The sequence below is a fragment of the Burkholderia ubonensis genome, from assembly GCF_001718695.1.
GTDB lineage: Bacteria > Pseudomonadota > Gammaproteobacteria > Burkholderiales > Burkholderiaceae > Burkholderia > Burkholderia ubonensis_B.
In genome coordinates, this window is the sequence record NZ_CP013421.1 from 82775 (window position 1) to 95299 (window position 12525).

At 67.9% G+C, this 12525-nt stretch carries 11 protein-coding genes and 2 pseudogenes; 6 read left to right on the forward strand and 7 right to left on the reverse strand.

Features of this window, described 5'->3' with window-relative positions; all coding sequences use genetic code 11:
* Positions 1-178: 178 nt before the first annotated feature.
* The 3 genes and pseudogenes from WJ35_RS15315 to hmpA all read right to left on the reverse strand — a co-directional run bounded on the left by WJ35_RS15315 (position 179) and on the right by hmpA (position 3286).
* Positions 179-1482, reverse strand: a pseudogene (locus WJ35_RS15315) (HipA domain-containing protein).
* Positions 1472-1756, reverse strand: a complete 285-nt coding sequence (locus WJ35_RS15320; RefSeq protein WP_011880019.1) for a helix-turn-helix domain-containing protein — start codon at positions 1754-1756, stop codon at positions 1472-1474. The pseudogene WJ35_RS15315 and the gene WJ35_RS15320 overlap by 11 nt, the downstream one beginning before the upstream one ends.
* 319 nt (positions 1757-2075) lie before the next feature.
* Positions 2076-3286 (reverse strand): annotated as a pseudogene (gene hmpA, locus WJ35_RS15325) (NO-inducible flavohemoprotein).
* A 197-nt stretch (positions 3287-3483) separates the two neighbouring features.
* On the opposite strand from hmpA, the gene WJ35_RS15330 reads away from it, so the two are divergent.
* From WJ35_RS15330 to WJ35_RS15340, 3 genes are all read left to right on the forward strand, one after another.
* On the forward strand, positions 3484-4194 hold the full coding sequence (locus WJ35_RS15330) for an MgtC/SapB family protein (RefSeq protein WP_011880021.1): 711 nt from the start codon (positions 3484-3486) through the stop codon (positions 4192-4194).
* Positions 4195-4258: 64 nt separating this feature from the next.
* Positions 4259-4684, forward strand: a complete 426-nt coding sequence (locus tag WJ35_RS15335; RefSeq protein WP_011880022.1) for a CBS domain-containing protein — start codon at positions 4259-4261, stop codon at positions 4682-4684.
* A 27-nt stretch (positions 4685-4711) separates the two neighbouring features.
* Positions 4712-4981, forward strand: coding sequence for a DUF2934 domain-containing protein (locus WJ35_RS15340; protein ID WP_011880023.1), 270 nt, complete (start codon positions 4712-4714; stop codon positions 4979-4981).
* A 205-nt stretch (positions 4982-5186) separates the two neighbouring features.
* On the opposite strand, the gene WJ35_RS31825 is transcribed toward WJ35_RS15340, so the two are convergent.
* Positions 5187-5327 carry a hypothetical protein gene (locus tag WJ35_RS31825; protein ID WP_155770231.1) on the reverse strand — a complete coding sequence of 47 codons (141 nt, stop codon included), beginning with the start codon at positions 5325-5327 and terminating at the stop codon, positions 5187-5189.
* Between the two features lie 69 nt (positions 5328-5396).
* Positions 5397-7598 (reverse strand): ATP-binding protein, encoded by a 2202-nt coding sequence (locus WJ35_RS15345; protein ID WP_069239482.1) that lies wholly within the window; start codon positions 7596-7598, stop codon positions 5397-5399.
* Between the two features lie 366 nt (positions 7599-7964).
* Between WJ35_RS15345 and WJ35_RS15350 the strand changes: the two genes are divergently transcribed.
* A complete protein-coding gene (locus tag WJ35_RS15350) occupies positions 7965-8231 on the forward strand; it encodes a hypothetical protein (RefSeq protein WP_046427397.1) in 267 nt (88 codons plus the stop codon).
* A 94-nt stretch (positions 8232-8325) separates the two neighbouring features.
* A complete protein-coding gene (locus WJ35_RS15355; protein ID WP_011880026.1) occupies positions 8326-9330 on the forward strand; it encodes an SDR family oxidoreductase in 1005 nt (334 codons plus the stop codon).
* A gap of 140 nt (positions 9331-9470) precedes the next feature.
* On the opposite strand, the gene WJ35_RS15360 is transcribed toward WJ35_RS15355, so the two are convergent.
* Entirely contained in the window at positions 9471-9791 is a 321-nt protein-coding gene (locus WJ35_RS15360; RefSeq protein WP_069224874.1) for a hypothetical protein, read from the reverse strand.
* Between the two features lie 338 nt (positions 9792-10129).
* On the opposite strand from WJ35_RS15360, the gene WJ35_RS15365 reads away from it, so the two are divergent.
* Positions 10130-10900, forward strand: coding sequence for a class I SAM-dependent methyltransferase (locus WJ35_RS15365; protein WP_059623918.1), 771 nt, complete (start codon positions 10130-10132; stop codon positions 10898-10900).
* A gap of 69 nt (positions 10901-10969) precedes the next feature.
* On the opposite strand, the gene WJ35_RS15370 is transcribed toward WJ35_RS15365, so the two are convergent.
* On the reverse strand, positions 10970-12487 hold the full coding sequence (locus WJ35_RS15370) for a cryptochrome/photolyase family protein (RefSeq protein WP_046427399.1): 1518 nt from the start codon (positions 12485-12487) through the stop codon (positions 10970-10972).
* Between the last annotated feature and the right edge of the window lie 38 nt (positions 12488-12525).

Sequence of the window (12525 nt, forward strand, 5' to 3'; positions counted from 1 at the left end):
GCCGTCGGAGTTCCGTATGTGTCGGCAGCGGCGTGGCGAGAAGAGCGCGCGAGCCGCTGGCCGTCCGATCGAAGCCGTGGTGCGAAGTCGGTCATGCGACGCGTCGGCTCGCCACGCATCACACGGCGGTTTGGTTCAATGCGCGGCGCGTTGCCGCCATCCGCCCATCGTCGGTAGCCTAGCCGCGCCCCCCGCGTAACGCCCGCCCCATCTCCGCGATCGGCATCGCGACGATCGAATTCAGCAGCCGCATCTCGCCGGCATCCGGCTTCGCCAGCTCGCGCACCTCGTCGAGCGTCTGCGCGACATGACGGTCGAGCGGCTCCAGAAAGCGCTGGAGTTCGCTCGCAGCCGCCCTCTCCCTGAGCCCCAGCGCCTGACCGAACGCTATCAGCGCGTTCGCGTCGATATCCGCAAACCGCGTCGCCGCGCCGAGCGGCATCGTCAGCTCGCAGTCGGGCCAATGATCGCCGCGCTGATCGGGCCAGTGCGTCGGCGTCTGATAGACGACCGTGCTGACGATGTCGTAGAACGGCGCGAGCCGGTAGCCGCGCGCGTCGACGAAGAACGACAGGTTCTTCAGATGCGCATCGGCATTGCCGACCACGACGTTGAACACCGTCCAGCGGAACACCGACAGACGCGCAAGCGCCCGTGTGCTGGTGCGGTCGATCGCGCGCGCGAGCTCTTGCGCGTTCGCGCGCTGATACTTGAAGCCGCGGTCGTAATTGAGCAACTGCATCGCGTCGATCGTGTGCAGCCGCCGGGCGGCTGCGCGGCGACGTCGCGATCGAACCGGTCGATCACGTAGCACGCGGACGGTGCGCGCAGGAAGTGCACGTCCGGCACGTCGAGGCCCATTCTGCCCGCGAGCTTCATGCAGAAGAATTCGTTGATCGCCGAATGCGGATAGCCGGCCGCGCGCATGTCGGGCTTGAGCAGGTGCATCGACGGCTCGCTGCCGATCGGCTCGTACAGCGCGTAATCGGGCGCGTCGCCGCGCAGCACCACCAGCAGCTTCTGCTGCGCGCCGGCCGCCGACATGCGCTTGGGCGCGGTGGCCGTCAGCGCGCGCTCGGGCATCGCGCGGATGCGTCGCTCGAGCTCGTCGAGCGGCAGCGGTTGCAGGGCGCCGGGCGCTTCGTGCTCGCCGTCGGCCAGCAGCGTCAGCGCGCCGGCCGATTCGCGCCCGAAGTACGCGAGCAGGCCCCATGCGTCGGCGGCGGCGACGTTCGCTTCGCGCGCGAGCGACGTGCGCATGCCTTCCTCGGGCAGCAGGTTGTCGAAGAACCACTGGACCGGACGATCGCTCGACGTGTCGGTGAAGGCGCCACCGCGCAACGCGAACGCCGGCGACAACGGATACGCGGCCGCGCTCGCGAGCCATTGCGCATCGTATTCGAACGACCAGATTCCCTTGTCGTCGGCGAGCGTGCCCATGCGCACGCCGTTGGCGGACACGACCAGCGTTCTAGCCGCCATGGCTGCTCCTGCGGCGTTGCGCGGCCTTCAGCGCCGTCGCCTCCGAAATCTCGACCGACGACTCGGCATACAGCCGCACGCCCAGCTCGCCGAGCAGCAGCATCACCTTGCCGATCTGCGCGGTCGGCTTGCCGGCTTCGACCTGGCTGATGAATTTCGGCGACAGCCCGGTCGCATTCGCCAGCTCGTCGCGCGTGAAGCCCTGCTGCAACCGGGCCGCGCGGATGAGATGGGCGAGCGCGCCGAGCGTGTCGACGGACTGGGACTCCGACATGACGTTCTCCGTGCTTCGTATCTGATCGGGAACAGTATTGCACAATTCGGGCGTGCAACCGCGGTTCGTATCCAGTCGGAAACGAAAAGGCGATTTGCGGGAGTTGAATCGAGGTTTCGTATCCGGTCGAATACGGAACAACAGCAAAGGATGCCTATACGGTGATGCCCGTATCCGCTCGGGTACGCGCGTTCGCGCGGCGTTGGCCCGGCCGGCATCGGGCCGGCGAGCGCGGCCATCGGCATCGTGCGCCGTGCATCAGCGCATCAGCGCCGCTGGCCGCCGCGCGCCGAATCCCCACGCGAGCCGTTGCGCCACCTCATTCGGCGAACAGATCAGGCCCGAACACCTCGTAATGAATCCGCGTCTCGGGAACGCCGAGCTGCTTCAACGCGTCGTGCTGCAACCGCATGAACGGCACCGGGCCGCAAATGTAGTAATCGGCATCGGGCAGCAGGAGCGCGTCCTTGATCGCATTCACGTCGACCAGCCCTTTCAGGTCGTAGTCGACGCCTTCCACATCTTGGGGCAGCGGGTCGTCGTAGAACACGACGAGCTTGAAGTTCGCATGGGTGCTGGCCGTCTCGCGCAGCCGGTCAGCATCGCATGCACGCCGCTGTTGCGCGCGCCGTGCACGAACACGACTTGCCGGTGCGAATCCTGGATCGCGCGCGTGAGCATGCTGATCATCGGCGTCAGGCCCACGCCGCCGCTGATCAGCACGATCGGCGTTTTCGCCTCGACGTCGATATGGAAGCTGCCGTAGGGCGCCGCGAGCGCGAGCGTCTGACCGACCTCGACGTAGTCGTGCAGCAGGCACGATACGTAGCCGGGCGGATAGTCGCCGCCGCTTTCCCGCTTCACCGAAATGCGGTACGTGCGTCCGTTGGGCATGTCCGACAGGCTGTACTGGCGAATCTGCTGCAAGCCGAGTTCGGGCACGTCCATCGCGACGCTGACGTACTGGCCCGGCTCGAAGTTCGCGACCGGTTCGCCGTCGGCCGGTTCGAGCACGAACGACGTGATGACGCTGCTCTCGGGGCGCTTCTCGCGCACGACGAAGGTGCGCCAGCCGGTCCAGCCGCCGAGCCGCTCGGACGATCGTTCGTACAGCGTGCTCTCCATCCCCATCAACAGGTCGGCGAGGTTGCCGTACGCCTGCGCCCACGCGGAAACGATGTCGTCGGTCGCCGCGTCGCCGAGCGTTTCCTTGATCGCCGCGAGCAGGTTCTCGCCGACGATCGGATAGTGCTCCGGCCGCACGCCGAGGCTCGCGTGCTTGTTCGCGATGTTCTTCAGCACGGCGGCGAGGCTGCCGGGGTCTTCGATGTTCTCCGCGTACGCGTACACCGCGCGCGCCAGCGCCTGCTGCTGTTGCCCTTGCTCCTGATGCGCCATGTTGAACGCGTTGCGCAGTTCCGGATGCGCGTCGAACAGCTTCCTGTAGAAGCACGTGATGATGTCGTAGCCGTGTTGGGCGAGGACCGGAGCCGTCGCCTTGACGATGTCCTTGGTTTTCTGCGTGAGCATGGTCGAACTCCTTCGTGACGAGGTGCGGGCGAGCGCCGCGCGCCCGATGCCCGTTTCTACAATTGCGCTTGCCGCACTACACGGTCCGCGTGCTCGGGCCGGTACGCGCATAGCGGGTCCGAACCTTGCGACGTACGCGGCGTCGCTGGCGGCCGCGCCGCGACGCATGACGCTCGACGATTTGCAAGGAGGCGCGCATGGAGCCGATGCCCGTCGTACTTCAGTGGGGCGACGTCGTCGCCAGGATCGTGCTCGCGCTCGTCGCGGGCGGGCTGGTCGGGCTCGATCGCAGCGAGTCGGGCAAGACGGCCGGGCTGCGCACGACGATCCTCGTGTGTCTGGCCGCGTGCCTGTCGATGCTGCAGGTCAATGCGCTGCTGCTGCAGGCCGGCAAGCCGCAAGGCGCGTTCTCGGTGCTCGACCTGATGCGGCTGCCGCTCGGCATCCTGACCGGAATGGGCTTCATCGGCGGCGGCGCGATCCTGCATCGCGACGGCCTAGTGTCGGGCGTCACCACGGCCGCGACGCTGTGGTTCGTGACCGTCATCGGTCTGTGCATCGGCGGCGGCCAGCTGCTGCTCGGCGCGCTCGGGCTCGTGCTCGCGCTGCTGGTCGTGTGGCCGCTGCGCTTCGTCGAGCAGCGTCTGCGGCGCGTCATGACCGCACGCGTCACGGTCGAATATCCGCCCGACTCGGCCGCTCGCGAACAGCTGAACGAGAAACTGCGCGCGGCCGGCTTCACCTGCCGTACGCACGGCTTTTGCGAAACGGTGGGGCGCGACGTGCGCGAGGAAGAGTTGATCGTGCAGTGGCGCGAAGCCGCTTCGAGCGACGCGATGCTGCAGCAGTTGATGCGGATCGTTGCCTCGGCCGGCCTGGGGTCCGCGCGCTGCTGGGCGCAGAGCTGAGCAGCGCGGAACGCGCGATGCTCCGGCAGCAGGCCGCCGTGGGCGGCTTGAACAGGAGCGAAGCATGACCTCTGTATCTGAAGTGATGACACGCGATGCGGCGACCATCGCGCCGACCCAGACGCTGCGCGAAGCGGCGCAAATGATGGACGCGCTGAACGTCGGCGCGCTGCCCGTGTGCGACGGCACGCGCCTCATCGGCATGCTGACGGACCGCGACATCGTCGTGCGGGCCGTCTCGATGGGCGTGCGGCCCGACGAGCCGATCGAGGGCGTCGTCAGCGGGCCGGCGAACTGGTGTTACGAGGACGACGACATCTCCGCGGTGCAGAACAAGATGGCCGAAGCGCAGATTCGTCGCGTTCCGGTGGTCGATCGCGACAAGCGGCTGGTCGGCATCGTCGCGCTGGGCGATCTGGCCACGTCGGCCGACGGCGGGATGTCGTCGACGCTCGGCGCGGTGTCGGCGCCGTCGAAACCGGAACGATAGAACGTGCAATCAGCTCAGGAGAATCGGATGAACGAAGACAGGGAAACGCAGATCAGGGAACGTGCGTACTGGCTGTGGCAGGCGGACGGTGCGCCTGAAGGGCGCGCGGACGAATACTGGCAGCGCGCCGAACGACAGCTCGACGCCGAGGGCGGCGACACGGACGGCGGCGGCGAGCTTGCCGCGGACGTGTCGATCGATCAGTCGGCGAAGCGTCGCAGTCCGGGGGAGCCGCTGCAGGATACGGATGCCGTACCGGCCGCGGAGGTCGCGCGGGAGAAGCGGCGCACGCGGTAAGGCACGGCATAGGGCGCGCCAGCCATCGGGCGTAAGGGCGCTGCTCGACGGCGGTGGCCGTCACTGGCGCCGCCGTGCGCGGGGGCACGAACTCGAAGAAGCGCGGCGGCTGCGGAAGCATCGGCAGTCGCCGCGCAGCACCAGCACGCATTCACCAGCGCACGCCCGGCTCCGCGCCGCCTCCATTACGTCGCGATCGACGCGCTCACCCATCCTCCCCGACTTCAGTCGGATCGGGAAGCTCGGGCAGATCGTTCCGACGCTCGGGCTGCGGATGGCCCGGCTTGCCGGCATGGCCGCCTTGCTCGTCGTCGTCGGGTGTCAGATCGTTCGGGTCGCTCATCATCGTTCTCCTCGGTCGCAAGGGTGCCGGCGCGGCTGGCATGCCGATCTCAAGCATCGACCGTGCCGCGGCTTAGCGCCCGGCTTGCGGACCGTCGTGGTTGGGCGTCCCGCCTTGCGCGCCGGTGCGGCTCATCGCGAGATGCAGCGCGGCCGGGTCGACCGGTTTCACGAAATGCTCGGCGAATCCGGTCGCGAGACAGCGCTCGCGATCCGAGTGGCGACCATAGCCGGTCAGCGCGAGAAAGATGCACGGCGGGACTTCGTTGATCGCCTTCAGCCGCAGCAGCAGTTCGTAGCCGTCCATCACCGGCAAACCGATATCGAGGATCGCGACGTCCGGACGATACCCGCGATACGCGGCGAGCGCCGTCACCGGGTCGTGCACGACCGCGACCTCGTGCCCGGCGTCGCGCAACCACTGCGCGAGCGTCGATGCGGCGTCCTCGTTGTCGTCGACGAGCATGACGCGCCGGCCGCTGCCGGGTGCGGCCACGCGGATGCCGGGCTCCGCTTGCGGCGCGGCCGCGGCGCCGACGCGCGGCCGGAATTCCGGCAGCACGATCGTGAACGTGCTGCCGCGGCCGGGCCCGGCGCTGTCCGCGCGCACGGTGCCGCCATGCAGGTTCACGAGGCTGCGCACCAGCGCGAGGCCGATGCCGAGGCCGCCGTGCGCCTGCTTGTTGTCGCCGTCGATCCGGTAGAACGGTTCGAAGATGCTCTGAAGGCGGTCGGGCGGAATGCCCGCGCCGTTGTCGTGCACTTCGATCAGCGTGCTGCCGTCCGCACCGCGTTGCGCGTGCACCGCGATGTCGCCGCCCGGCAGCGTGTATTTCGCCGCGTTTGTCAGCAGGTTCGCGACGACCTGCGACAGGCGCACGGGGTCGCCGTGGCAGCGCGCCTCGGGGTCCGTGTCGACGTGCAGACGGTGGCGGCGCTGCTCGAGCAGCGGGCTCGCGACCTCGACCGCGCGGTCGACGATGTCCGCGAGCCGCACCGCTTCCTTCTTCAGCGTGATCTTGCCGCGCGTGATGCGCGACACGTCGAGCAGATCGTCGATCAGCCGGACCATGTGGTCCAGCTGGCGCTGGATGATCGCAATCTCGTTCGGCGTGGCCTGGCCGTCGCGATTGCGGATCAGCTCCAGCGCGAGCGAGATCGGCGTCAACGGGTTGCGCAGCTCGTGGCCGAGCACCGCGAGAAACTGGTCCTTCGCCTGGTTCGCGTCGCGCAGCTCGCCGAGCAGCCGGTCGCGCTCGGCGTTGGCCGCGACCAGCTTCTCGCGCGCCGCGACGTGTTCCGTCACCTCGACGGCGCTGACGATCACGCCGAGCCCGTCCGCCAGCGGTTGCGGATTGAAGTGCAGCCGGTACACGCGCGCGCCGTCCGCGTCGGTATCGTCGGTATCGGGCCGGTCGTGGTGCTCGCCGATCGTCGTCGAGCGCCCCTGCACGCGCGCCGCTTCCAGCGCGCGCGCGATCGCCGCGGTGTCGCCGCCGGGCAGCACCGACGTCAGCGGCCGGCCGACGATGTCGGCTCGGCCGCACAGCGCGGAGAAGCGGTGATTCGCGAGCACGATCCGATGCGCGGCGCCCGACAGCAGCGCGATCGGCAGCGGCGCATGCATCAGCACGCCGTTGCGTTGCTGCTCGGCATCCTCGCGGCGGCGGATCTCGTCGGTGAGCGCGCGCGCCCGTTGCTGGGACAGCGCGAGCGTCAGATGCAGCTGGTTCTCGTCGCTGCGCAGCGACGCCGAAGGCAGGATGCGCCGGTGCAGCGCACACACGTGGCGGAACATCTCCGACTGCTCGGCGCTCGGAAACGCGTCGTGCGGATAGCCGCAGTACAGCGAGAAGCGGTATCGCTCGATTAACTCGTTCCATAGCGCTTCGAGCCGCAGCGCACCCGCGTAGCGATGCTGCGCGCACAGCAGCGCGACCATTTCGCCGAACGCGTGTACCGGCCGGCCCGCGCGCACGGCCGCTTCGACGATGGTGCCGATCGAGCGGCGAAAGCGCGCGGGGTCGGGCAGGTCGCCGTCCATGAAGCTGTCGAGCAGTGCTTGCGCGCTCGACATGAAGACGCGGTCGCGCGCCGCACTGCCGCTCGCTCGCTCGAGCGTGCCGAGCCGCGCGTAGACGGCCGCCAGCCGCTCGGGCCGTGCAATCACGATCGCGCTGCCGCCGTCGCGCAGCGCGTCGGCCGAGAACGATGCGACTTCCGACACGAGCTGCTCGTCGGAGTCGTAGAACTGAACGAAGTGGTCGGTGCGCATCGGCGCGGATTTCAGCAGGGTAGAGGCAGATTTCATATCTCACGACACCACGACGCCGCAGGCAGCCGGCGAACCGGTACGGCCGGCCTATCCCGGCCGGCCTGAGCAAACTGCGTGCCGCGCCCGGATTCCCGTGCGGCGGGCGTCGCCGCGCCGCCATGCGGGCGCGCGCGGTGCCGGGCGGCGCTGCGTTTGTAAATTCTGCAGTGCAATGGTCGGATGGATACGGATGTTGCGCGGCCGCATGACGGCATGGCGCTTGCTGAAGGCGGGTGTCGTCGCACGCCGCCGCGCGCCCGCGATTCGAGCGCGTTCTGCACCGCCGCAGCGGCGTTGCGCCTGCCCATCCGCACACGGGAGAAAGCCATGACCCAATCCAGCATACCGAACGATCGCGACGCACGCGGCCTGGCCCGCACGCCGGAACCGCACGGCGGCACGCAGGCCGAACCGGCGCGGCCGCCAGGCCACGCGCCCGGCGGCGGCGAGCTCGATTCGATTCCGGACGATCAGGCGCGCAAGGTCGTGCCCGACGATCCGCGTCAGACCGCCGCCCGCGATCCGTCCGACAAGCCCTGGCCCGACGGGCACGACGCGCCCGACGACGCAGGCGACCGGCCGCGCCCGCTGTAATGGCCAGTTGCGTTGCACGCGCCGCACCGCAGCCGCGGCTCGGCGCACTTCGGCATCCATCGCTATTCGTGTAGATCTCGCACCGGAGCCCACCATGTCATCAGACGAAGTATCCGAATCGCGCCGCAAGTGGATGCAGGGCACGACGGCCAGCCTGGTCGCGAGCGTCGCGATTCCGGCCGTCGCGCAGAATGCCGGCGCGACCGATGTCGGCGACACCGCGCCGCACGACCCGCGCACGCTGTATCCGCACGCGCCGTTTCCGCAGCAGCACCAGCCGTGGCCGGGCCTCGCCGGGCGCATGACGCCGCGGCCCGATCACGGTGAGCGCAGCTACCGCGGCAGCGGCCGGCTCGACGGCCGCAAGGCGCTGATTACCGGCGGCGACTCCGGGATCGGCCGTGCCGCCGCGATCGCGTTCGCGCGCGAGGGCGCGGACGTCGCGATCGCCTATCTGCCGGACGAGGAGCCCGATGCGCGCGAGGTGGTGCAATACATTCGCAGTGCGGGCCGCAAGGCAGTGCCGCTGCCCGTCGACATCCGCACCGAAGCGGCGTGTGGCAAGCTCGTCGAACAGGCGGTCGCAGGCTTGGGCGGGCTCGATATTCTCGTGAACAATGCGGCGCGTCAGCAGAGCCACGATTCGATCCTCGACATCAGCACCGAGCAGTTCGACTGGACGCTGCGCACCAATTTATATGCGCTGTTCTGGATCACGCGCGCCGCGATTCCGCACATGCCGCCCGGTTCGGCGATCGTCAACACGACCTCGGTGAATGCGTACGATCCGTCGGCGAACCTGCTCGACTACGCGATGACGAAGGCCGCGATCGCCAACTTCACGAAAGGGCTCGCGAAGCAGATGATCCAGCGCGGGATTCGCGTGAACGGCGTCGCGCCGGGGCCGTTCTGGACGCCGCTGCAGGTGAGCGGCGGCCAGACCGAGAAGAACGTCGAGACGTTTGGCCAGCAGGTGCCGATGGGTCGGCCGGGGCAGCCGGCGGAACTCGCGTCGATCTATGTCGAACTGGCGTCGTCGCGTGCGAGCTATGTGACGGGGCAGATCTATGGCGCGTCGGGCGGCGCGGGGCAGCCTTAGCGGCGCGGCGCAAATGCCGATCGGCTGGACCGCTCCGGCGATCAGGCGCCGTTCGAACCGATCTTCAAGGCGTCGAATTCGACGGCGAGTTCGGCTCCTAGGCTTGAATACATGCAGGCATCCACGCCGCGCGTATCCCCTTACGAAAACGTGGTCGCGATCATGATGCCGAACACCACGCCGATCGCGATGCCGGTCAGCCGGCCGTAGATCGATGCGTGCACGTTGTCGTCGAGTTCGAACGGCGAGCGCTTGTGCTTCCATACCGTGCTGAAGACGAGCGGGCGCGCGAGCAGCAACGCGTACGCGATCAGCACCGGTGTCGCGACCAGCAGCGCGATGCGAGCGGCGTTCCAGTTGACGCCGTGCATCAGCAGCGATACGACGGCGGCGAGCGGCACCTCGACGCACAGGCCGAGCAGCGATCCGCCGACGAAGGAGTCTCCCGGTGCTTGGAACATGAGCGTCGGTCCGTTCGAAGGAATTGCGCACCCGCTTCGGGTCACATGAGAAAGCGATCGCGGCGAGCGGGCGACGACCGTGGTCGATCGTGTGGCCGCGATGTTAAGGCAATTTTCCGGCCGGTTGCCGGCGACTCACGCTATTTAACAAAGCGCCGATGCGCCGTGACGTCATATGCGCGCGACGCGCGCGCGACACTCGACGGCGCGCGGCTTCGGCCCGACAATACGCTCGCGCGTCGGCCGCTCGATTCGGCGAAACGCATGACCGAGCTTGCCGATTCGACGGCCATCGCGGCTGTCGGCAGCGCGCTCGAAGATCCTGGGGAGACCGAAACATGTTCGAAGACATCACCCACTATCCGACGACGATCGCATGCAAGGTGTGCGCTGCCGAAGCCGACATCTGCGGCGTGGTCGATTTCTCGCGTTGCGGCGCCGACATGATCGCGGGGAACAAGGTCGATCCGTTCGTCGGTGTGCCGATCTACTACTACGCATGCCGGCAATGCGGCTTCACGTGCACGCCGGCGTTCGACCATTGGACGCACGACGACTTCGCGCGTCATGTCTACAACGACGACTACGTGCGCCATGATCCCGAGTATCTCGAGCATCGCCCGCAACAGCATGCCGACCTGATCTGCACGAGCTTCCCGGAAATGCGCGACGGCCGCATTCTCGATTTCGGTTCGGGGTTGGGGCTGCTCGAGCGCAAGTTGTCGGCGCGCGGGTTCGGCGACGTCACGTCGTACGATCCGTTCAGCCAGGCTGTCGCGCCGCACGGCACGTTCGACGCGGTGCTGTCGTTCGAGGTGTTCGAGCATCATCCGCAGCCGCGACGCCTGTTCGCCGACATCGTCCGCTATCGCGGCGTCGCGGGCGCGCTGCTGTTTCAGACCTCGCTGATCACGCCGGAGATTCGCGCGCGCGGCATCGAGCAGTGGTGGTACTGCGTGCCGCGCAACGGACATATTTCGTTCTACACGAGCGCGGCGCTCACGCTGCTGGCGACGGAGCACGGGCTCGAACTGGGATCGTTCAGCCCGGAACTGCACGTGGTGTTCGATCGCGCGTCCGCGCCGCGGTGGGTGTCGAAGTTCTTCTGAACGATGCGGCGCGCAACGCGCTACGTGGCGTCCGCGTTCATACCGCAATCCACCGCCGCTACGACCATGCTACGCATGGCTTTCCGAATCGAGCCGCTTCACCGATTCCAGCGCGCGTGCACGCGCGCACTGATGATCGACGATCGGCATCGGATAGCTTCGCCCGAGCGTGACGGACGCGCGTTGCAACTGCTCGCGCGACGCGGCCCATGGCGCGTGGACGGTGTCTGCGGAAAGCTGCGCGAGCTCGGGCACCCAGCGACGCGTGTAGTCGCCGTGCGGATCGAACTTCTGCGCCTGCAGAACCGGATTGAAGATGCGGAAATACGGCGCCGCGTCGGCGCCGCTGCCCGACACCCACTGCCAGCTCGCGGGATTGCTCGCCTCGTCGGCATCGACCAGCGTATCCCAGAACCATGCTTCGCCCTGTCGCCAGTCGATCAGCAAGTGCTTCGACAGAAACGACGCCGCCACCATGCGCACGCGGTTGTGCATCCAGCCGGTATGCCACAGCTCGCGCATGCCGGCATCGACGAGCGGGTAGCCCGTGCGGCCCGTCTGCCACTTGCGCAGTGACTTCGCGTCGTCGCGCCACGGCATCGAATCGAACTGCCGGCGGAAATTGACCTGATGAAGCGGCGCGAAGTGATACAGGAGGTGGTACGAGAATTCTCGCCAGCCGATTTCGCTGAGGAACTTGTTCAACGGCCCGTCCTTTGAGTCGATGCCGCGCACGGTGTGCGCACTTCGCATTGCATCGGCCGCCGACAGCGTCGCGTACCAAACCTGCCGAACCGATATGTTGCCGAAGCGCAGATACGGCGACAGCCGGCTCGTCGCGCGAGCGGCCGGAAAATCGCGCAGCGTCGGATAGTCGGACAGCGAATTCTCCAGGAATGCTTCGAGTTGATCGCTGGCGGCTTGCTCGCCGCACTGCCAGGTCTCACGCAGCCCGCCGGCCCAGTCGGGAGCCGACGGCTGCAGCTCGAGCTCGCGAAGCGTGCAGACGTGTGGCGTCGCGTGGGCTGGAACCGGAAAAAACCGGATGTGCGACGGCGCCGGCAGCGGAACCGGCGGGAAAAAATCGTCGCGCCGAGCGGCTCTCCAGTACGCGCTGAAGACCTGGAACGGCAGGCCTTCGCGCGTGGTCACCGTCCACGGTTCGCGCAGCAGGTGCCCGTTGAACGTCGACACGGCGATCCCGCGGTCGATCAAGTCTCTCTTGATCGACGCATCGGTGCCGGTCTGCGCCTTCGCGTAACGCCGGTTCCAGACGACCATCGCCGCGCCGATCGCTGCGGCGAAACCGGTGATCGCTTCATGCTCGTTGCCGCGCAGCAGAATCAGCGAGCCGCCATGCGCCGCGAGCGCGTCGTCGAGTTTGCTCAGCGATTCATGGAGCCACCAGCGCTGCGCGCCGCCCATCGCACGACCGTGTTTCGGCGCGGCGTCGTGCACATACACGCAAACGACCGGGTGCCCGGTGTCGAGCGCATGCGTCAGCGCGGGGTTGTCGGCCAGCCGTTGGTCGTCGCGGAACCATACGACGACGGGGCGAGCTTCGTGCGGAAGGTCGGAGCGGGTCATGAGTGTGTCGTGAAGAGTTGCGGTTGCATGGTGTGAAC

Excerpts from the sequence above, each read along its gene's own strand:
- WJ35_RS31825 (WP_155770231.1), bottom strand. The coding sequence starts at position 5,327 with ATGATGAGCGACCCGAACGATCTGACACCCGACGACGACGAGCAAGGC.
- WJ35_RS15360 (WP_069224874.1), bottom strand. The coding sequence starts at position 9,791 with ATGTTCCAAGCACCGGGAGACTCCTTCGTCGGCGGATCGCTGCTCGGC.
- WJ35_RS15335 (WP_011880022.1), top strand. The coding sequence starts at position 4,259 with ATGACCTCTGTATCTGAAGTGATGACACGCGATGCGGCGACCATCGCG.
- WJ35_RS15355 (WP_011880026.1), top strand. The coding sequence starts at position 8,326 with ATGTCATCAGACGAAGTATCCGAATCGCGCCGCAAGTGGATGCAGGGC.
- WJ35_RS15365 (WP_059623918.1), top strand. The coding sequence starts at position 10,130 with ATGTTCGAAGACATCACCCACTATCCGACGACGATCGCATGCAAGGTG.
- WJ35_RS15340 (WP_011880023.1), top strand. The coding sequence starts at position 4,712 with ATGAACGAAGACAGGGAAACGCAGATCAGGGAACGTGCGTACTGGCTG.
- WJ35_RS15320 (WP_011880019.1), bottom strand. The coding sequence starts at position 1,756 with ATGTCGGAGTCCCAGTCCGTCGACACGCTCGGCGCGCTCGCCCATCTC.
- WJ35_RS15330 (WP_011880021.1), top strand. The coding sequence starts at position 3,484 with ATGGAGCCGATGCCCGTCGTACTTCAGTGGGGCGACGTCGTCGCCAGG.
- WJ35_RS15350 (WP_046427397.1), top strand. The coding sequence starts at position 7,965 with ATGACCCAATCCAGCATACCGAACGATCGCGACGCACGCGGCCTGGCC.
- WJ35_RS15370 (WP_046427399.1), bottom strand. The coding sequence starts at position 12,487 with ATGACCCGCTCCGACCTTCCGCACGAAGCTCGCCCCGTCGTCGTATGG.
- WJ35_RS15345 (WP_069239482.1), bottom strand. The coding sequence starts at position 7,598 with ATGCGCACCGACCACTTCGTTCAGTTCTACGACTCCGACGAGCAGCTC.